The organism is Nocardioides sp. (genome assembly GCF_014360585.1).
Classification (GTDB): domain Bacteria; phylum Actinomycetota; class Actinomycetes; order Propionibacteriales; family Nocardioidaceae; genus Nocardioides.
Map to the genome: position 1 here is coordinate 12,071 of NZ_JACIXG010000045.1, position 18,572 is coordinate 30,642.

Genomic DNA, 18,572 nt, shown 5'->3' on the forward strand with positions numbered 1-18,572 from the left:
GATCGCGCCGTACGAGAGCTGAAGAGGGTACGAGATGCGATTCGGTTGGGACCTGCACGAAGACGGCAAGAACGTACGGGACGGCGCGATCGTCAAGCCCGGCGAGCGGTTGAGCTGGCCGAGGACCATCGGGTTCGGCGGCCAGCACGTGGTCGCGATGTTCGGCGCCACGTTCCTGGTGCCTCTTCTGACCGGCTTCCCGCCGACCACGACCCTGTTCTTCTCCGGCGTCGGCACGCTGCTGTTCCTGCTCATCACGCGCAACCGGCTGCCCAGCTACCTCGGCTCCTCGTTCGCCTTCATCGCGCCGATCGGTGCCGCGATGGCGGGCAGCGGGATGGGGGAAGCACTCTTCGGCATCCTGGTCACCGGCGCGCTGCTGGCCCTGGTCGGCGTGATCGTGATGGTCACCGGCACCCGCTGGATCGAGGCGCTGATGCCACCGGTGGTGACCGGTGCAATCGTCGCGCTGATCGGTCTCAACCTGGCGTCGGCCGCGACCAACAACGTGGTCGGTGGTGACCCGGCCAACCCGGACAACGGCGCGGCGCTGATCGCCACGATCACCCTGGCGACCGTACTGATCGTCGCTGTCGCCTTCCGCGGACTGATCGCACGGCTCTCGATCCTGGTCGGTGTCGTCGTGGGCTACGTGGCCGCGCTGATCGCCGGCCAGATCGACACCTCGGAGTTCCAGAAGGCCGCCTGGTTCGGGCTCCCCGACTTCACCACGCCGACCGTGTCCTGGTCCGTCGTGCCCATGTTCCTGCCGGTCGTGCTCGTCCTCGTCGCCGAGAACGTCGGCCACGTACGCAGCGTCGCTCATCTCGCCGGCGACGACTCCATCAACCGCGAGACCGGCCGGGCCCTCTTCGCCGACGGCCTCGCGACAACCATCGCCGGTGGCTTCGGCGGCTCGGCGACGACGACGTACGGCGAGAACATCGGCGTCATGACCGCGACCCGGGTCTTCTCCACGGCGGCCTACTGGGTGGCCGGTGTCGTCGCGATCCTGCTCTCGCTCTCACCGAAGTTCGGCGCGCTGCTCAACACCGTCCCGGCCGGCGTGCTCGGCGGGATCACGGTCGCCCTCTACGGCCTCATCGGCCTGATCGGCATCCGGATCTGGCTCGACAACCGGGTCGACTTCTCCCAGCCGGTCAACCAGTTCACCGCCGCAGTCGCGCTGGTCATCGGCATCGGCAACCTCACCCTCACCTTCGGTGACCTGACCTTCACCGGGATCGCGCTGGGCACCATCGCCGCGGTCGTGATCTACCACGGGATGAGCGCCCTGGCGCGTCTGCGGAGGTAGTTGTGAAGCCGAGAGTGGTCTATGGGCCACTCTCAGCTTCACAACCTCCGCTGCAAGACGGTCGCGTCGTCCACGGCCAGGAAGCCGCCACCCTCACCCGAACCGATGATGACGCCGCCGTCGTCGAGCGTCTCCACGGTCCCCACACCGAGACGAGCTGGCGCAGGATCGGGTCGGCAAGTGCACCCACGCCAGCACCACATCACTTGAGCACGAAGGCGTTCCGGACATTACGCCGAGTCATCAAGATGTGAGCGGATGACAATCAGCAGCCGCCCGCCCCGCCATCGACGCTCAAGCCTCTGGCTCGGCCCTCGCAAAATCGCTTGGTCGGATACTGATTCTCGGTTGAGTTCCCCGCGGGGGTCCGTAACCCAAGAACACTGCCTCGATCTCGTCTCCGATCGCTGGGAGCGAGTCACGGGCACGCCGCGGATCATCGTCGATCAGAGCATCCAGCAACAGTGCCGCGAGCTCTGACTCTCCGATGTCCACGAACGCGCCGTACGCCTCGTGACGAACCACGCGGCCTCGTACTCGTTGTCCGACGGTCAGCATCATGACTCCTGGTCGTGGGGGTTACGTGGGGACGTTATGGGGTGTGCGAGGAAACGAACTCAGGAGGTCGAGCAGGTCAGACGGAACCTCCAACTCCGTGTCCCCCTCAGAGCCAAGATATCTCCACTCATGCGGCGCAAAGTGCTCGTCGAAGACTGACTGCGGCATTCGAATCTCGATGTAGCCGTCACCGTAGATCTCTGACCAATGCTGGGCAAGGCGCTCATCCCGGGTGAAGAAGGCGACACCTGGGAAATCCTCAGCCTTGTACCCTTCACGGTAGTGCTGAGAACCCAACCCGGGCTGTGAAGCCTTGTAGATGGAGACGTCACACCCGAGAAGGCCCGTGGGGTCGGCCCAAGTCGTCGGATTTGCCACGTACGTGTTCGGGTTCGGAGCCGGGGCAAGTCCGAGCGGATCCTGCGAGAGGTACCTACCCGTGCTGGGATCGTAATAGCGCTGGTTGTTGTAATAGAGGCCCGTCTCCGAGTCGGCGTATTGGCCGGCGAAGCGGAGCGGAGTCGCTGACGCCTCGGAGGACGCGCCCCAGATCGTGCGACGGGCATGCCAGGCAAGTTCGCCATCGGGGGTAACTAGCTCGGAGGGGGCGCCCGCTAGATCCGTGACGATGGAGTAGAAACGGGTGTCGAGCTCATCCTGGGACATCGTGTCGAGCTCGATCTGAGCGAGAGGCTTGAAACCCCGGTATGCCCACGAGAGCGTTGCGCCCTCTGATTCTCCCGCCACGGTGGTCTGCTCGATGAGGTTGACGCCGTCCCATGCGAACTGGATCTCCTCGACCACCGCGCCGTCCTGGGCATCGCGGCGCTTGGTGACACGGCGGCCGAGGGCGTCGTAGAGGTAGGTCCAGCGGGTGCCGTCGGGAGTGCGTACGGCAGTGAGACGGTCGTTGGCGTCCCACTCGTAGAGCCACGTGTCCGGCTTCTCGGACAGTCGGGCGCGAGTGTGGCGCACCAGGCGGCCCTGTGCGTCGTACGCGTAGCGGCTGCGGCCGGCGCGGGTGAGGAGGGTGCCGTCGTAGTCACGGCGCTCAGCGTCACCGCTGCCGGTGGAAGAGCGGGTGATGTTGCCGAGGGGGTCGTAGGAATAGGCCTCCGACACGGAGTCGTTGAGAGCGACCGAGGTGATCCGGTCGGCGAGATCGAGCTCGAAGCGGCGGGCGCCGGTGATCTTGTCCTCGACGCCGATCAGACGGCCCGCGGACTCGTAGGCGTAGGTGCGCTCCTGGAGCACATCCGCCGGTGAGGAAGAGTCGCTGCGCTCGAGGCGCTGGGTCAGGGGCTGACCGAGGAGGTCCCAGGTCTGCTCCAGGACGAGATCGCCTGTGGTTCTCCGGGTCTCGCGACCGGACAGGTCGTGCTCGAAAGCGATCTCCTGGCCGGCGACGGTCATCCGCTCCGGGGCGAGGCCGAGACCGTAGGACCACTCGGTCTCGACGCCCGCAGGTGTCGAGCGACGGGTCGGCCGACCGAGGGCGTCGTACGTCTTGGCCACGCGCCGACCGTTGACCGACTCCGCGAGCACCCTGCCGAGCGCATCGCGTTCGATGACCAGATCGACGCTTGGAGAGGTCGCGCGCAGGAGACGACCGAGTGGGTCGTACGCCATCGTCGTGGTCTGGTCGTCGGCCTGCTCGGTGACCACGTTGCCGAGAGCGTCATAGTCGTAGGCCAACCGCTGACCTGCGCCGTTGACCTGCTCGACCATCTGGCCGGCGGCGTCGTAGGCGTAGGTCAGCGTCCGGCCGTTGTAGTCGGTCTCGGTCGCGAGTCGGCCGGCCTCGTCGTACTCATAGCGCCAGGTCGTGCCCTGGGGGCTCGTGACGCTGGTCAGGCGGAGCTCGGGGTCGTAGGCGTACTGCGTGATCGAGCCGTCGGGAGCCAGGACCTCGGCGGGCATGTCGAAGTGGGTGAACCTGGTCATGGTGGTGCGCCCGGCGGGGTCGGTGTAGGAGACCGGGTTCCCCTCGCCGTCGTACGTCCAGGACTCCGTCGAGCCGTCCGGAAGCAGTCGGGACGCGAGCTGGCCGTCGACGGTCCAGGAGTATTCCGTGCGCGCACCGAGCGCATCGGTGCTGGCGACGACCCGGCCGAGGTGGTCGCGCTCGAACTCGGCCCAGCGGCCGTCGGGCTCGACCACCCGCCGCGGTAGACCGGCGGCGTCGGTCTCGATGGCACGGACCCGACCGAGGGCATCGGTGACTGAGGCCAGGTGGCCGTGGTCGTCGTAGCCGAACCCGGTGGTCGCGCCGGTCGCGTCGGTCGCCGAGATGCGCCGTCCGGCTTCGTCGTAGCCCAGCATCGTCACCGCGCCGTCGGGCAGCACCTGGCGTGCTAGGCGTGGCCCGGCGAAGGTGTCAACCCACTCCATCGTGGTCTGGCTGCCGTCCGGGCGGGTGACCTCCGTGAGGTTGCCGGCCTCGTCGTAGGCGAAGGTCGCGCGGCGGCCGAGCGGGTCGGTACGCGCGAGGAGCTGGTTCTGCTCGCTCCACTCCGAGCTGGTCGCGGCTCCCAACGGGTCAACCGTGGCGACGACCTGGAACCGGGCGTTGATCTTGAAGACGGTGGCGTTCTCACGAGAGTCCGTCACTCTGGTCTCACGCAGGCCGCTGGCGTTGGGCTCGCCGTACTCGAACGTGTTCCGCATGACGCCGTCGGAGCCACCCTGGCTGACACAGCGACCCTGGGTGTCGTAGACGTAGTCGTAGAAGGTGCCGTTACGGTCGACCCAGCGAGTCAGACGGTGGTGCTCGTAGCCGAACTCCAGCTCCTCGCCGGAACCGTTGACGACCCCGACCAGATCGCCGTTGGCGTCGTAGCGGTAGCCCGTCACCTGCACCGCATCGGAGCCGTCGGGACGGGTCACCGTCAGACCGGTGACCCGATGCTCGGCGGTGGCGACCTGCACTCGATACCCGGCACTGTGGGTGACTTCCGCGGGCGCACCCTGCTCGTCACGAGCGAACCGGATCCAATCGCCCGAGGCGTTCGTGATCGACGTCAGCCAAGCAGTGCCACCCGCATCGCTGGGGGTGTAGTGGCGGGTCTCCCCGGTCGCGGCGTCGAGCAGACGGTGTTCGCCGTCCTCGCTGACGTGAAGCCGCAGAGCCCCACCCGCGACCGGTCGGGCGTCCTGGCCGGCCGTCAGGTTCTTGAAGACGTGCGCTCTGGTGTCAGCAGCCACCACGACTGCTGAACGCCGACCCACCACATCGGTGTGGACGTCGATCCGCTCGTCGAACGTCGAGGACCACGAGGGGCCGAACCAATGACCATAGGTCCAGTCGCTCGAATGCTTCCGGCTAAGGATCAACGGGAGGTCACCAGGGAGCGTCAGATCGGTCCGCTGCAGAAAGACCGCGCCCGTGGCCACGTCGACCGGGTCACCACAACCTTGCTGGTCACGGCTTCCGTTTTTGTTCGTACCGCTCTTGTCCGAGGGCAAGCTGTCGGTCCGACCGGGCTTATCGGAGCCGGACCTGGCCATATCACCGTCCAGGTCGCGACGAGCATCCGCCTGCTTCCGGATCCCGTCGGCGACATCGTCGGCGTTCTTCTTGAACGCCTGTCCGGCGTCGCCGACAGTCTTGGTCACCGCCTCGCGGAGCTCCTCGACGACGTCATCCATCTTTCTGGCCATCGAAGTCTCCTAGGACTCGAAGAAGGGCAGGGCGGACACTTCGGCTGCGAACGTCGCGCAGAGGTCGTACTGATCGGCGCCACAGTCGTTGAGGGCCGAGGCGATCTGCTCCATCAGGTCGTAGCTGAGCTTGGTCGCCGCGGTCGCCTCGCCGTCGGTCACGATCGGAGCATCTGCGACCGCCATGGCGAGCTCGGTGATCGTCCCGGTCAGCGGCTCGATCACCATGCTCGCGACCTGGCCGATCACCTCTTCCACCGCCATGTCGGTGGCGATGTCGAGCGCCTTCTTTCGAATGGTGATGATCGCTGCGTTGCCGGCCACGCTGAGGCCGGCCGTGACCACAGCGGTCGCCGCCGCGGCCGCGATCTGCGCAGCGGTGATCGTCAGCTCGGCGACCACCTTCACCTTCAGCCCGACGATCGCATCAGCGGCGAGGTCGATCCCCGCTGCGACTCCGGGCAGCGCGTCGAGCAGCCCGTCCATGTTGGCCGTGCGATTCTCCGTCCACGCCCTGATCAGCGCATTCACCGACTGCGCCTCGGCACCGCCGCCGCCGAGCTCGTTGACCCGGATCTCCAGCTCGTCGAGCGTGCCGCGAAGGTCCGACTCCAGACCGCGCAGCAGCTGCGCGGCATCGCGGACCGCGTCTTCGTTGACGTTCGGCCATTCATAGCCGAGCATGTCGAGAACGAAGTCCAACTCCCCAGGGATGGTCATCCCCACGTCTCAGCCCTCCCAGGTCATGCGGACATGTCAGGAGCCCGTGACGGGATCGGCACACGAACCCGAGCAGGAGCCACCGCGACGCAAGAGGCTAGTGGAGACGTACGAGGCCGGACAGTGAATTACCGAGACGTATTCACCGGGTCAGGCAGGTGTCAGGGAAGGCGCTCCAGGAGGTCACCGATCTCGACGCGGGCACCGGTGTAGAACGGCACCTCCTCGCGTACGTGGCGACGGGTCTCCGACCCGCGCAGGTGACGCATCAGGTCGACGATGCGGGAGAGGTCGTCGGCCTCGAAGGCGAGCATCCACTCGTAGTCGCCGAGGGCGAAGGAGGGGACGGTGTTGGCCCGCACGTCGGGGTAGTCGCGCGCCATCTGGCCGTGCTCGGCGAGGAGCCGGCGGCGCTCCTTGTCGTCGAGGAGATACCACTCGTAGGAGCGGATGAACGGGTAGACCGCGACGTAGTCGTGGGTGCGCTCGTCGGCGAGGAACGCCGGCAGGTGGCTCCGGTTGAACTCCGCGGGCCGGTGCAGCGCCATCTGCGACCAGACCGGGACGAGCCGGCCACCGAAGGCGGTGCGGCGGAGGCGGTGGTAGGCCGACTGGAGCTTGTCGGAGGAGTCGGCGTGCAGCCAGAACATCACGTCGGCGTCGGCGCGCAGGCCGGCCACGTCGTAGGTGCCGCGCACCACGATGTCCTCGCCGGCAAGAGCGGCGAAGAGCTCCTCGACCTCGACCGCCTCGGCCTTGCGGTCGGCGTCGCCGAGGGTCTCCTCGAGGGAGAAGACCGACCACATCGTGTAGCGGATCGTGTCGTTGAGCTCGTTGATCTTGGCTGCGTTGGACTTGATGTCGGCCTGCGGATCGGTCATGCCCCCATTTTGCGCTACCACCGGTCGCCGATCCCCGCCGGGCTCCTTCGTCCGGCCTCTATGGTGTGGGCATGCTGCCGCTGCGTACCCGCATCTTCGCCTTTCTCCAGGAGCGCCTGGTCAAGACACCGCTGAACGCCGAGGAGATGATCTCCCTGCGCGCTCAGCGCGAGGGGCTCCGGACCGGGCCGGTCACCGCGTTCCTCTTCGGCCGACCCGCGGACGTCGAGAGCAAGGAGACGTACGTCGACGGGCGCCGGTTCGTGATCTACTCCCCGCGCGACCTCAGCGGGCCTGCGCCGGTCGTCATCAACTTCCATGGCGGTGGCTGGTGCCTCGGCACCCCGGAGCAGAGCGCGTGGGTCTCCTCGCACGTGGCCGCGCGGACCGGGTCGATCGTGATCGCGCCGTCCTACCGGCTGGCGCCGGAGAACCCGTTCCCGGCAGCCGTCGAGGACGCCTGGGCGGCGGTGGAGTGGGTCGCGAAGAACGCCGCCGACCTGGGCGGGGACCCGACGCGGCTCGCCGTGATGGGCGACAGTGCCGGCGGCAACCTGGCGGCCGTGGTCTCGCTGATGGCACGTGACGCCGGCGGGCCCGCGATCGGCGCGCAGGTGCTGATCTATCCGGCGGTGGAGATGTATGAGAAGTTCCCCTCCGAGGCGGCCAACGCCAACGGCCCGGTGCTCACCTCGACGCAGATGAGCACCTTCGGCCACCTCTACATGGGCGAGCGCTACGGGGACGAGTCCTGGCAGGCCTCTCCCCTGCGTGCCGCGTCCCATGCCGACCTCCCGCCAGCCCACATCATCACGGCGCTGCATGACCCGATCCGGGACCAGGGCACGCGCTACGCGGAGGTCCTCCGTGCGGCTGGGACGTCGGTCTCGCTCGTGGACTACGACACCGCGTTCCACGGGTTCATGTCGCTCCCCGGCGTCGCACCGGCGGCCACCGAGGCGCTCGACGGGATCGTCGCGTTCCTACGGTGAAATCATCAACAGCTCTCAACATTCGATTGGGAGTTTGTTAACCGTCCCCGCCAGGCCGTGTTGTAACGTTCCACTTGGGTGTCCGTCGCCAGGTTTTCTCGGGTCGTGCACCACCCCGATCCCCCAATTCGCCTGCGGCTGAGAGCGCTGTCGCATCTCCTCGGCGAGCCTGCGCACACCGGAAAGGCGTAGCCACGTGCCAGACGTCTCCATCAAGATCGACACCCTTGATCAGACGGTCAAGAAGCTTGATTCGATCATCGACGAGTTCGACCACGCGGTCGGCAACTCCGACGCGCTCGAAGGCGCCATCGGGACCCCGTTTCACCGCGGCGAGCTGCGTAGTCAGGCCGACGACTTCGAACAACGCTGGGACATGAAGCGCAAGGAACTCAAGGACGAGCTCTCCGGCGTGCGAGACCACATCAAGGGCGTCGTCGAGGGGTTCCAGAACTGGGACAGCGAGACGGCTCTCCTGTTCCAGCAGAAATAGACGGATGGAGTGAGTCATGGATCAGTCACCCAAGGGTCGGGAGATCCAACCCCTCACCGGCGACTCGGCGGTGATCGTCGATCGCGGGAACAAGATCGAAGAGCTCGGCGTACAGATGTCCGAGGCGGCCACCGTCCTCGAGCAGATCGCCACCGGTGAGCTGGCCGACGGCCAGATGCAGGGGAAGGCCGTGGCTGAGCTCCAGGACAAGATCGGGTCCTCCTACGAGACGTTGCGGGAGGCCAGCGAGCTGTACACGCCTGTCGGGCCCCTGATCGCTGCGTACGGTACGAGTCTCGGGGAGCTCCAAGCCAAGATGGGACCCCTGGTCGATTCGTGCACGGAAAAGTGGACTGCCTACGAGGCGCTCCCGGGAGACCGCGAGGCCGACGACGAGGAAGGCCAGGCCAAGGAGACCGCTTACAACGAGTGGCAGGACGACGCCGAGAGCTGGGACGCCCAGTACGACACCTGGGAGGACGCCTACGACCTCGCGGTCAACGGCATCGGCAACGAGATGGCCGGCAGCATCAAGGACGGCTTCTGGGAGATCTTCGGCTTCCTGATCAACATCCTCGAGGCCATCGCGATGGTCTTCATGATCGCCGGGCTCTTCCTCGGTGGCATTGTCGCCGTCATCGGATTCGCCCTCGGCGCCTTGGTGCTGATCGGCAAGATCGTCCAGGCGTCAGCCGGCAAATGCGAGGTGACAGACGTGCTCTTAGCGGTTCTCGCGGTGCTCCCCTTCGGAAAGCTCGGCCAGATCGGGAAGGCTTGGACAGCGATGGGGAAGGGTGCCGCCTCCGGCGGGAAAACCGCCGGCGCGGCCGGACGAGGCTACGGAAACTTTGCTCTGAAACGAGCGGTGCCGCTGAACCCACCTCCCGTGAATGTCACGTTCGGCGCCAAGTTCAAGACCGCACTCTCCATCTCCACCGGAGCGAGGGAGGTCCCCCGGACCAGGGCCGCTTGGATGGCCAACCCGTTCAAGCCTCCCAAGGACATTCCCGTGGGCATCATGAGCGGCTCCGACATCGCTACCGGGATGGCCATCTACGGGGGGATACGCACCGGGACCTGGGGCCAGAAGGTCGGGGCTGGCTTCGACGGGCTCAGCGGCCTGGGGAAGTGGGCAGGCGAGTGGTACGGCACCACCTCGACGAGCCAGGCGCTGAATGACCGGCGCACCAATGACCAGCAGAGCGCACAGCCCTCGGAGCGATGATGCCGGAGACATGGCAAGCTGAGATCGCCCAGCCATCGGAGCGATGGGTCTGGGTCCCGAACGCGGGCGAGCTCGACACCGCCGGGGCGGAGAGGTGGGTCGAGGACGTGCTCGCCTCGGTCCTCGACACCTGGGACGGCGAGTGGACCGACGAGGTCGACCCCGACGCGCGTGCCCTGCTCGCCCACCACCTCGCCAGCGACCTCCACCCCGGGACGCTGGCCTCGATGCTCCACTGGCCGCTGCCCGCGCCCGTCGTCAGCCGGGTGCGGGTCGTACTCGGGGGCGGCGAGCCGACCTCGCCGGAGGAGTGGCGGCAGCAGGGCTTCGACGTCGATGAGTACGCTGGGGCAGCTCTCGGTCCCGGACTGAGATGTCTCGCGTCCAGGACCGGCGAGGTCGACGGTGAGACCGTCGAGTTCCTCACCGGCATCTTCGTCTTCTCGACGCAGGAGATCAGCGTGATGGTAGTGGTCGAGGCAGGCGCACCCGAGATCTTCGGTCTCACCATCGCGGACATGCCGTTCTTCCTCGCCGAGCTCGAGGTCGTACGCCCCGATGGCACCCCGTTCTCGGCAGAGCCGGTCCCCGGCGTGCTGAGCGACCCGTTCGACGTATGGGAGGACTCTTCCTTTGTCTGAGGCAGCACCCGCCCCGCAGTCATCGCTACGCGAGATGCTCGGTGGCGCCAAAGAGCCGGAGTTCGAGCTGAGGCTCCTCCCCGGCTGGGAACGACACTCCCCCGGTGAGGCCGACCGGGCAGCGATGGACGCGGCGTTGAAGAAGCGCTTCATGAGCATCAACCGGCCCGAGCTCCACGCCTCGATGCGCGCCCAGCTCGATCAGGCGTACGCGCTCATGAAGCAGCATCAGGTCAAGGCCTACTTCGCTGCCACCGCCCCGACCGACAGCCTCGCCATCATCCCCGGGGCGATCGTCGCGACCACGTTCCACGCCCTCAGCGGCGAGACCCTCGACACCCACGTCGCCGCGATCATCCGTGACCACGGCGCCAAGCCGCTCTTCGGCGACAAACGGTTCATCCGCTACGAGCGTGAGTCGACCCGGACCGCCGAGGGCGACGAGCCCATGATCGTCACGTCGATCGTCTACATGACCCCGGTCCCCGGATCGAAGCGGCGTCGGGGGCTTCAGTTGACCGCGACGATCGCCCGGCCGCTGGACATGACGGCGTCCGACGAGAAGTTCCTGGCGTGGAAGCTGGCGCTGGACGTCTGTGTCTCGACCCTCCGGTGGAAGCCAGCCTGAGTCAGCTCAGGTCCTCGGTTGCACGGTGGGCAGAGGCGATCGTGGCCGGGATCCCGACCCCGTCGTACGAGGCCCCTGCGAGGACCAGACCGGGGACGCCGCGAAGCCCCTGGCGAATCCTGGCCACACGGTCGAGGTGACCGACGGGATACTGCGGGAGCGCGTCGGTCCAGCGCTGCACATGTACGTCGGATGGCTTCGCGGTGATGCCGGCGATCTCGGCCAGAGCCGCCAGGGAGTCGGCGACGAGTCGGTCGTCGTCGTCCGAGGGCGGCTCGCCGTGACGCCCGATGGACGTACGCAGATAGTTGCCGCGCTCCCCCACCCACGCCCACTTGGCGAAGGAGAAGGTGGAGGCCTTGATCGCGCACTCCTCGACGGGCGGGACGAGGAATCCGGACTTGCCGGCCAACGAGGCGGGCAGCTCGGGAAAGGCGAAGGTCACCACGGCCACGCTCGCGGTCTCGATCCCGGACAGCTCGCGGGCGACCGCCGGGGCGGTCGAGCGGAGGAGCTTCGCCGCGACCGGTGCGGGGGTGGCGACCACGACGGCGTCGGCCACCTCCACCTCGTCACCGATCTCGACCAGGAAGCCCTGCAGCGTGCGCGTGACCATGTCGACCGGGGTGTCGAGCCGGACGTCCAGTCCCTCGGCGAGCGCGGCGGGCAGCCCCGACATCCCGCCGTCGATCCCCGCGAACACCGGGACGTTCGAGTTCGGGAGCGCGGCTGCGGCCTCGAGCAACGATCCCTTCTCGGCAAGCATGAACAGCTGCGGCGCGGCCGCCTTCACCGAGATCGCGCGGGCGTGCCCGGCGTAGACCCCCGCAAGCAACGGGTCCGCCAGCCGGTCAGCCGTCTCGTCGCCGAACCGGGACGCGATGAAGTCGCCGACAGAGATGTCCTCGTCGGTCTTGGCGGGTGGGAGCGTGGGTTCGCGGCGTACGACCTCCAGGGTCTCCTCGGAGAGAACCCCGGACGCCTCCAGCGCGGCCAGGTCGAGCGGCACGCCCATGATCGAGCGCGGGATCGGCCGCAGCGCCCCGCGCGACCAGATCGACGACTTCGCATCCGTGGGGTGCACCACCTCGAGCCCGAGCTCCTGGGCGAGCGAGACCCCTTCGGGCCGACGGTTGAGCATCGCCTCAGCCCCGACGTCGACCATCTGCCCGGCGACCGACTCCCCGCGGATCTTTCCGCCGACCCGGTCAGAGGCCTCCAGCACCGTGACCCGGTGGCCCTTCAGGGACAGATCGCGGGCCGCGGTCAGCCCGGCGATCCCCGCTCCGACAACGATGACACGCACAGGAGAAGTCTCGCACCCCGGCGATGAGCTCGGTCAGGTGAGCCGCTCGACCGCGGCCCTCGACTCGGCTGGGTTCAGTCCAGCGGATAGCTCTGCACGAACTCCGTGAGCCGGGCGAGCTGGTCGGGGTCGGTGGTCGGGATGACCCCGTGGCCGAGGTTGAAGACGTGCCCCTTGGCCTGCCGCCCCGTCTCGATGATCTTCCCGGCCTGCTCGAGCATCACCTCGGTGGGCGCGAAGACGAGGGCGGGGTCGAGGTTGCCCTGGACACCGAAGCCGTCGCCGAGCTGACCGATCGCCCAGTCCAGCGGCGTACGCCAGTCGACACCGACGACCTCGGCACCGGCCGAGCCCATCAGGGGCAGCAGCATGGCGGAGTTGACGCCGAAGTGGATGCGCGGGACGCCGAGCTCGCCGACCCTGGTCAGCACGTCCTTGGAGTAGGGCAGCACGTGGCGCTCGTAGTCGGCGGGAGTGCAGGCACCGGCCCAGGAGTCGAAGAGCTGAACCGCGGAGGCACCCGCGCGGACCTGGACCTCCAGGAACGCGCCGGAGATCCCGGCGATCTTGCGCATCAGGGCATCCCACACGTCGGGGGCACCGAACATGAGCGCCTTGGTCTTGGCGTACTCCTTCGAGGGGCCGCCCTCGACCAGGTAGGACGCGACGGTGAACGGGGCGCCGGCGAAGCCGATCAGCGGGGTGCCGCCGTTGATGCCGGCCAGCTCGCCGGTGAGGTTCTGAACGGCCTCGGTGATGTAGGTGACGTGCTCCGGGGTCAGGTCCGGGATCGCCTCCACGTCGGCGATGGTCCGCACCGGGTTGGCGATCACCGGGCCCACCCCGGGCTTGATGTCGAGATCGACCCCGACCGCCTTCAGCGGCAGCACGATGTCGGAGAAGAAGATGGCAGCGTCGACCCCGTAGCGGCGTACGGGCTGGAGGGTGATCTCGGTGATCAGGTCCGCGTTCTGGCAGGACTCGAGCATCCCGATGCCCTCGCGCACCTTCAGGTACTCAGGCAGCGAACGGCCGGCCTGGCGCATGAACCACACCGGCGTACGGCTCGGCTTCTGCCCTGCCAGCGCCTGCAGGAACGGGGAGGATGCGAGCGCGTCGGAGGTGCTGATCTCAACCACACGGCAATGGTCCCACCCGGTGCGGCGTGTACGCACATCGCGAATCGCGGAGAAGACATACGCTGTTCACATGGTCGTCCGTGGAGAGTCGCGTCCCGCCGCGGGGCCGGAGAGCGGCCCGGCCGCGTTCCGGTCCGCCGCGGAGGGCATGCGCGCCGCGACCTTCCGGCCCGAGGTGCTGGTCGAGGAGATGCCGGCGCCGCAGCGGATCGCTCCGCACGCCGCGGCGTTGTCGGCCGACGTGACCGTCGACGACGTGGACGTGGCGACCGGACGGCTGATCCTGCTGCACGATCCGGACGGCAACGACGCCTGGGGCACCGTGCGCGGGCTGCCCGGTATGTTCCGGCTGGTGGCGTACGCACGTGCCGACATCGACGTCGAGCACATCAGCGATCCGCTGCTGGGCGAGGTCGGCTGGTCCTGGCTTCTCGATGCCCTGTCCGCCCACGGCGCCGAGCACGTCGCCGCAGCCGGCACCGTGACCCGGGTCGCCACCGAGTCCTACGGCGGGATGGCCGACGAGGACGGCACCGCCCAGATCGAGATCCGCGCCTCCTGGACTCCGGTGCGGCCGGAGTCGGGCGACCTGGACGTTAGACCGCACACCGAGGCGTGGGGCGAGCTGCTCTGCACGGCCGCGGGCCTTCCTCCGGTGCCCGAGGGTGTCACCGTCATACAGAGCCGGCGCGGGCAGCGAGGCGCGTGATCGAGCACCAGCGAGTGACCCACAGCGCCAGCATGCCGCCGCGTCCGTATCCTTGCGCTTGCGCAACGGAGGTGGCGGCTTGATCGAGGACAACACCGAGGCAGAGACTGACCCGGACGACGCGACGGATTCTGTGGAGACCGAGTCCGTGGAGGAGCCCCCTCCGGCGCCGCTGCTGACCCTGCGCGACGGGCTGCCGCCGGTCACCGACACCGATGAGGGCCTGGCCAAGGCCGCCGCGGCCATCGCCGCCGGCTCCGGGCCGGTCGGGATCGACGCCGAGCGCGCCTCGGGCTATCGCTACTCCAACCGCGCCTACCTGATCCAGCTGCGCCGCGAAGGCTCCGGGATCTGGTTGGTCGATCCGATCGGGCTGACCACCATGCAGCCGCTGATCGACGCGCTCGAAGACACCGAGTGGATCCTGCACGCAGCCACCCAGGACCTCCCCTGCCTCAGCGACCTCGGTCTGCACCCTTCGGCACTGTTCGACACCGAGCTCGCGGGACGCCTGCTGGGCTATCCGCGCGTCGGCCTCGGCACCCTGGTCGAGACAGTGCTCGGCTTCACCATGCTCAAGGAGCACTCAGCGGCCGACTGGTCGACCCGGCCGCTGCCGGAAGCCTGGCTGGAGTACGCCGCGCTCGACGTCGAAGTGCTCGTCGAGCTGCGTGACGCGCTGGCGGCCGAGCTCGTCTCGCAGGGCAAGGAGACCTGGGCCCGCCAGGAGTTCGACTGGCTGCGCGGCTTCGAGGCGCCGGTGCGCACCGATGCCTGGCGGCGCACCTCTGGCATGCACCGGGTCCGCGGCCGCCGCGGCCTCGCCGCGGTGCGCGAGCTGTGGACCGAGCGTGACCGGATCGCGCAGCAGCGCGACGTCACCCCGAGCCGGATCATCCCCGACGCCGCGATCGTTGTCGCCGCGCAGGATCTCCCGCAGGACAAGGCCTCGCTGCTCGGGTTGAAGGGTTTCCACGGCCGGGGCGCGGAGCGCTACGTGAGCTCCTGGGTCAAAGCGCTCAACCGCGCGGTCTCGATGGACGAGGACGAGCTCCCGGTGCGTTCGCCACGGACCGAGGGTCCTCCCCCGCCACGCGCGTGGGCCGACAAGGACCCGATCGCCGCACGTCGGCTCACGCTCGCGCGTGAGTCCGTCAACGCCCTCGCCGAGGACCGCAACCTTCCCGCCGAGAACCTGCTCACACCCGACTTCCTCCGCCGCGCCATGTGGACGCCCCCGAAGACCCGCGACCCCGGTGCCCTCCTCGACGGCATCATCGAGATCCTCTCCGGCTTCGGCGCGCGCGGCTGGCAGATCGCCCTCACCGCCCCGCTCCTCACCGACGCCGTGCTCCACGCCGAGACGAACTGAGCGAGGTCCAGCGGCGAGCTTGCTCGTCCGCTCGCGCCGAGCGCGGGAGTGACCGCGCGAAGCGCGGACAACGACTCCTGACCCGGCACACCTCTCCCCCAGCGAGAGGTCACGCCCGTCGGCCGAGTTGGCATCGACGTGACGCCTCGGCCGACGTGGGTGACGCCTCGGCAGCTAGGAGCTCGGGGAGATGGAAGGCGACGGCGAGGTGGTCGGCGTCGGCTGCGGGAAGACGGTCTTGGAGAGCGCGTCGATCTGGGCCGCGAACTCCTCGATCTGCTCGGGCTCCTCGGCCGTGAGCGATCCCCGGACAGGGGCGGCGGCGACCTTCTGCAGCTGAGCGAGCTGGGCGGCCTCGGGCAGGACCTGCATGTCGCGCACGGTGTCGGTGAAGATGCGGGCGTTCTTGGGGTTGCGCTCGGGCTGGGTGAAGACCGGGGCGTAGCCGACCTCGGAGTTCACCGGCACGAAGTGGCCGGTGCGGACCATCTTGACGACCGACTCGGTCGAGATCAGGTAGGTGAGGAAGTCGGCGGCGGCATCCGGGTCGGCGGGCGCTGCGCCCATGCAAAGTCCGGCGTAGTCACCGGTGGTGCCGTTGCCACCCGGCATCGGCATGACGTCCCACTCCGCCCCTTCGGTCGCACGAAGCTCCGAGACCAGCGATCGGTCGCCGGTCAGCGCCACCAGGCGGCCCTGCTTGAAGGCCTGGAACGGGGTGCGCCCGCCGAGGTCCTTCGGACTGGCCAGCACGTTGGGCTGGTTGAGCGCCGCGACCAGCTCCTCGTACGCACCGGCCGAGTCCCCCAGCGCGGTGGTCGTCGGGGCCAGCGGGTCGTCGAAGAGGGTCGCACCGGCGCCGGCGAGCCACGGCATCATCGAGGAGAGGTTCTGCTCGACGTAGGTGCCCCGGACACCCTTGTTGTGCTCGGCGGCGTAGGTCATCGCCGAGCTGAACTGCTCGAGGGTCCAGCCACGCAGAGAGCCATCGGCCCGGAAGCTGGGGGTGGGCAGCTCCTCCTCCTTCATGGCCTCGAAGTCGATCAGCCCGGTGTTGACGTAGACGACCTGCGGTGAGACGGAGTAGGGCATGCACTCGAGGCGGCGGTCGACGGAGAAGTCCTCCATCGCCTCGCGGGAGTACTTGTCACCGAAGTCGACGTTGCGGGCCTCGAGCAGGGTGTCCACCGGCTGGATCAGCTTGTCCTCGGCGAACTTCTCGACATCGGCGCGCGGGGTCAGCACGACATCGACCTTCTCGCCGCTGTCGACCGCCGCAGCGAGCTGGTCCTCGGTCGGCCAGGACTTCACCTCGACGGTGACGTTGGGGACTTCCTGGGTGTACTCGGCAGCCAGCTGCTTGTAGGTGTCGACCAGCGTCTTGTGGCCGGAGACCCCGAAGACGAGCTTCACCTTCGCCGGGGCCTTCGTCGTGGGGCTCGGTGAGGGCTTCGCGGCGGGCTCACCACCGCAGGCCGCGAGGGAGGCCGAGAGAACCGTCACCATAAGCGCCGTTGCCAGCCGCGTGCGCCGCACCATTTCCTCCATCTCAACACCAGGACCGGGTCTGTGATGGAACCACAGGCCCGGTTTACCAGCGATTCACTTTACGATATGTACCTGGACAGATCCTGAGAAGAACGCCTCGGAACTGCCTCAGGCGAGGTGCTCGCGTGCGGCCTTGATCACATCGTCGAAGATCCCCTTGGCCAGCACATCGCCTTCACGGCGTACGTCCGCGGGGTCCATCCGGATCAGCCGGTCCAGGCGGACCTCGGAGGGCCGGCCCTGGCGGTCCCAGCCGCCGGTGCCCACATCCATCCAGTGCCGACCGTACCGTGCCTCCTGCGCCTCGTCACGGTCGTGGTCCTTGCTGGTCAGCATCAGGCACAGAAGTACGCCGGCCCGCTGCCCGATCACCAGAACCGGCCGGTCCTTGCCTTTGGTCTCGTCGTCCTCGTACGGCACCCAGCCCCAGACGACCTCGCCCGGGTCGGCATTGCCGTCACCGATCTCGGGGTCGTAGGAGATGACGCCCTCGCGCGGGGACGGCTGCGTGTCGGTCACTTCGGCTCCTGGATAGATGGCTGGCGTCGTGGCCACCCAGCCGAGGCGCACCGTAAAAGATGATGAACACGCCGGACCGGGAGCGCCTCACGGCGCACGGCCGCTCGAAGCGGCTGAAGTTGGGACCCGGGGCTGCCGCAGCCCGACGTGTTCAAGCACCAGTGTAACGGCGCTTCCAACCCAGCCGCATCAAAGTGAACAGGAGGCTACCGCACACGCCTCAGCAGGACCTCTAGGCCAACCGCTGCTCGAGCTCCGCGTGACCCGCGGCCTCGAGCTGCTCGGAGAGCTGCAGCACGCTGCGTACGTTCGTGGAGGCCGCGTCCGGGTCCAGCGCCGCCCGACCGGCGGCGATCACGCGGGAGAACGCGGCAGCGCGGAGGAGCACCACCGCGAAGTCGCTGCCGGCGATACCGCGGAGGACCTCGTCGACCATCGTCTTGAGCTCCTGCGGCCCCGGAGGCTCGGCGACCCCGGCCACCACCTGCGCCACCTGGGCCTTGGCACGCCCGGCCTCGAACTCGCGTGCCGCACCGACCGGATCCGCGTACACCCAGCTGCGGAGCAGGTAGAGCCGCCACAGGCAGCCGGCCAGCGACTCCGCCGGCGAGCTCGACCAGACCTCCGCGATCGTCTCGATGCCCTCCGACTCGGCCAGATGGAGGATCCGCTCGACCACAGCTGGGTCGTCGCTCTCCCGCGCACCGCGCACGAGGGCGGTCGCCGCCGCGTCGGCCGCCTCCTGCACCAGGGCAGGGTCGTCGCCCCCGAGGATGGAGTCGAAGAAGCCGTCCCCGGGACGCATCGGCGAATGAAACTCTCTGGACATCAGATCGAGCGTACCGGCCGCCGTGCGCATGTGACAC

The 18,572-nt window shown here is 68.3% G+C and carries 17 protein-coding genes; 8 read left to right on the plus strand and 9 right to left on the minus strand.

Translation table 11 applies throughout. From position 1 onward, the window contains the following. The first annotated feature begins 34 nt into the window (after positions 1–34). A complete protein-coding gene (locus H5T77_RS15570) occupies positions 35–1,315 on the plus strand; it encodes a uracil-xanthine permease family protein (protein WP_292650726.1) in 1,281 nt (426 codons plus the stop codon). Between the two features lie 294 nt (positions 1,316–1,609). Here H5T77_RS15570 and H5T77_RS25670 read toward each other — a convergent pair whose 3' ends face one another. From H5T77_RS25670 to hemQ, 4 genes are all read right to left on the minus strand, one after another. Then, positions 1,610–1,876, minus strand: a complete 267-nt coding sequence (locus H5T77_RS25670) for a S1 RNA-binding domain-containing protein (RefSeq protein ID WP_366816631.1) — start codon at positions 1,874–1,876, stop codon at positions 1,610–1,612. Between the two features lie 18 nt (positions 1,877–1,894). Then, positions 1,895–5,533, minus strand: coding sequence for an RHS repeat-associated core domain-containing protein (locus H5T77_RS15575; protein WP_292650728.1), 3,639 nt, complete (start codon positions 5,531–5,533; stop codon positions 1,895–1,897). A gap of 9 nt (positions 5,534–5,542) precedes the next feature. Beyond that, positions 5,543–6,253 carry a WXG100-like domain-containing protein gene (locus H5T77_RS15580; protein WP_292650730.1) on the minus strand — a complete coding sequence of 237 codons (711 nt, stop codon included), beginning with the start codon at positions 6,251–6,253 and terminating at the stop codon, positions 5,543–5,545. A gap of 161 nt (positions 6,254–6,414) precedes the next feature. Continuing rightward, entirely contained in the window at positions 6,415–7,134 is a 720-nt protein-coding gene (gene hemQ, locus H5T77_RS15585; protein WP_292650732.1) for a hydrogen peroxide-dependent heme synthase, read from the minus strand. Between the two features lie 71 nt (positions 7,135–7,205). Between hemQ and H5T77_RS15590 the strand changes: the two genes are divergently transcribed. From H5T77_RS15590 to H5T77_RS15610, 5 genes are all read left to right on the plus strand, one after another. After that, positions 7,206–8,126, plus strand: coding sequence for an alpha/beta hydrolase (locus H5T77_RS15590; RefSeq protein ID WP_292650734.1), 921 nt, complete (start codon positions 7,206–7,208; stop codon positions 8,124–8,126). Between the two features lie 196 nt (positions 8,127–8,322). Beyond that, positions 8,323–8,619, plus strand: a complete 297-nt coding sequence (locus H5T77_RS15595) for a flagellar protein FlgN (RefSeq protein WP_292650736.1) — start codon at positions 8,323–8,325, stop codon at positions 8,617–8,619. 16 nt (positions 8,620–8,635) lie between these two features. Continuing rightward, a complete protein-coding gene (locus H5T77_RS15600) occupies positions 8,636–9,844 on the plus strand; it encodes a hypothetical protein (RefSeq protein WP_292650738.1) in 1,209 nt (402 codons plus the stop codon). Then, complete coding sequence (locus tag H5T77_RS15605; RefSeq protein ID WP_292650739.1) at positions 9,844–10,485, plus strand: hypothetical protein; 642 nt, start codon at positions 9,844–9,846, stop codon at positions 10,483–10,485. Before H5T77_RS15600 ends, H5T77_RS15605 begins: the two co-directional genes overlap by 1 nt. Further along, positions 10,478–11,113, plus strand: a complete 636-nt coding sequence (locus tag H5T77_RS15610; RefSeq protein ID WP_292650741.1) for a protein TPRXL — start codon at positions 10,478–10,480, stop codon at positions 11,111–11,113. Before H5T77_RS15605 ends, H5T77_RS15610 begins: the two co-directional genes overlap by 8 nt. A 1-nt stretch (position 11,114) precedes the next feature. Here the strand turns inward: H5T77_RS15610 and hemG are convergent, their stop codons facing one another. Continuing rightward, positions 11,115–12,419, minus strand: coding sequence for a protoporphyrinogen oxidase (gene hemG, locus H5T77_RS15615; protein ID WP_292650743.1), 1,305 nt, complete (start codon positions 12,417–12,419; stop codon positions 11,115–11,117). A gap of 74 nt (positions 12,420–12,493) precedes the next feature. Continuing rightward, positions 12,494–13,558 carry a uroporphyrinogen decarboxylase gene (hemE, locus tag H5T77_RS15620; RefSeq protein WP_292650745.1) on the minus strand — a complete coding sequence of 355 codons (1,065 nt, stop codon included), beginning with the start codon at positions 13,556–13,558 and terminating at the stop codon, positions 12,494–12,496. A 70-nt stretch (positions 13,559–13,628) separates the two neighbouring features. Between hemE and H5T77_RS15625 the strand changes: the two genes are divergently transcribed. After that, the gene (locus H5T77_RS15625) at positions 13,629–14,267 is read left to right on the plus strand and encodes a DUF3000 domain-containing protein (protein WP_292650747.1); all 639 of its coding nucleotides are present in this window, start codon (positions 13,629–13,631) and stop codon (positions 14,265–14,267) included. 79 nt (positions 14,268–14,346) lie between these two features. Further along, the gene (locus H5T77_RS15630) at positions 14,347–15,639 is read left to right on the plus strand and encodes an HRDC domain-containing protein (protein WP_292650749.1); all 1,293 of its coding nucleotides are present in this window, start codon (positions 14,347–14,349) and stop codon (positions 15,637–15,639) included. Positions 15,640–15,813: 174 nt separating this feature from the next. On the opposite strand, the gene H5T77_RS15635 is transcribed toward H5T77_RS15630, so the two are convergent. The 3 genes from H5T77_RS15635 to H5T77_RS15645 all read right to left on the minus strand — a co-directional run bounded on the left by H5T77_RS15635 (position 15,814) and on the right by H5T77_RS15645 (position 18,535). Further along, positions 15,814–17,142, minus strand: coding sequence for an extracellular solute-binding protein (locus tag H5T77_RS15635; protein ID WP_292650750.1), 1,329 nt, complete (start codon positions 17,140–17,142; stop codon positions 15,814–15,816). A 153-nt stretch (positions 17,143–17,295) separates the two neighbouring features. Continuing rightward, positions 17,296–17,706, minus strand: a complete 411-nt coding sequence (locus H5T77_RS15640) for a type II toxin-antitoxin system PemK/MazF family toxin (RefSeq protein ID WP_292650752.1) — start codon at positions 17,704–17,706, stop codon at positions 17,296–17,298. 232 nt (positions 17,707–17,938) lie between these two features. After that, positions 17,939–18,535, minus strand: a complete 597-nt coding sequence (locus H5T77_RS15645) for a hypothetical protein (RefSeq protein WP_292650754.1) — start codon at positions 18,533–18,535, stop codon at positions 17,939–17,941. Positions 18,536–18,572: the final 37 nt, after the last annotated feature.

Bases quoted from the DNA above. Each gene is read 5' to 3' on its own strand.
- H5T77_RS15590 (WP_292650734.1), top strand. From the start codon at position 7,206: ATGCTGCCGCTGCGTACCCGCATCTTCGCCTTTCTCCAGGAGCGCCTG.
- H5T77_RS15645 (WP_292650754.1), bottom strand. From the start codon at position 18,535: ATGTCCAGAGAGTTTCATTCGCCGATGCGTCCCGGGGACGGCTTCTTC.
- H5T77_RS15605 (WP_292650739.1), top strand. From the start codon at position 9,844: ATGCCGGAGACATGGCAAGCTGAGATCGCCCAGCCATCGGAGCGATGG.
- H5T77_RS15570 (WP_292650726.1), top strand. From the start codon at position 35: ATGCGATTCGGTTGGGACCTGCACGAAGACGGCAAGAACGTACGGGAC.
- H5T77_RS15600 (WP_292650738.1), top strand. From the start codon at position 8,636: ATGGATCAGTCACCCAAGGGTCGGGAGATCCAACCCCTCACCGGCGAC.
- H5T77_RS15625 (WP_292650747.1), top strand. From the start codon at position 13,629: ATGGTCGTCCGTGGAGAGTCGCGTCCCGCCGCGGGGCCGGAGAGCGGC.
- H5T77_RS15575 (WP_292650728.1), bottom strand. From the start codon at position 5,533: ATGGCCAGAAAGATGGATGACGTCGTCGAGGAGCTCCGCGAGGCGGTG.
- H5T77_RS15580 (WP_292650730.1), bottom strand. From the start codon at position 6,253: ATGACCATCCCTGGGGAGTTGGACTTCGTTCTCGACATGCTCGGCTAT.
- hemQ (WP_292650732.1), bottom strand. From the start codon at position 7,134: ATGACCGATCCGCAGGCCGACATCAAGTCCAACGCAGCCAAGATCAAC.
- H5T77_RS25670 (WP_366816631.1), bottom strand. From the start codon at position 1,876: ATGATGCTGACCGTCGGACAACGAGTACGAGGCCGCGTGGTTCGTCAC.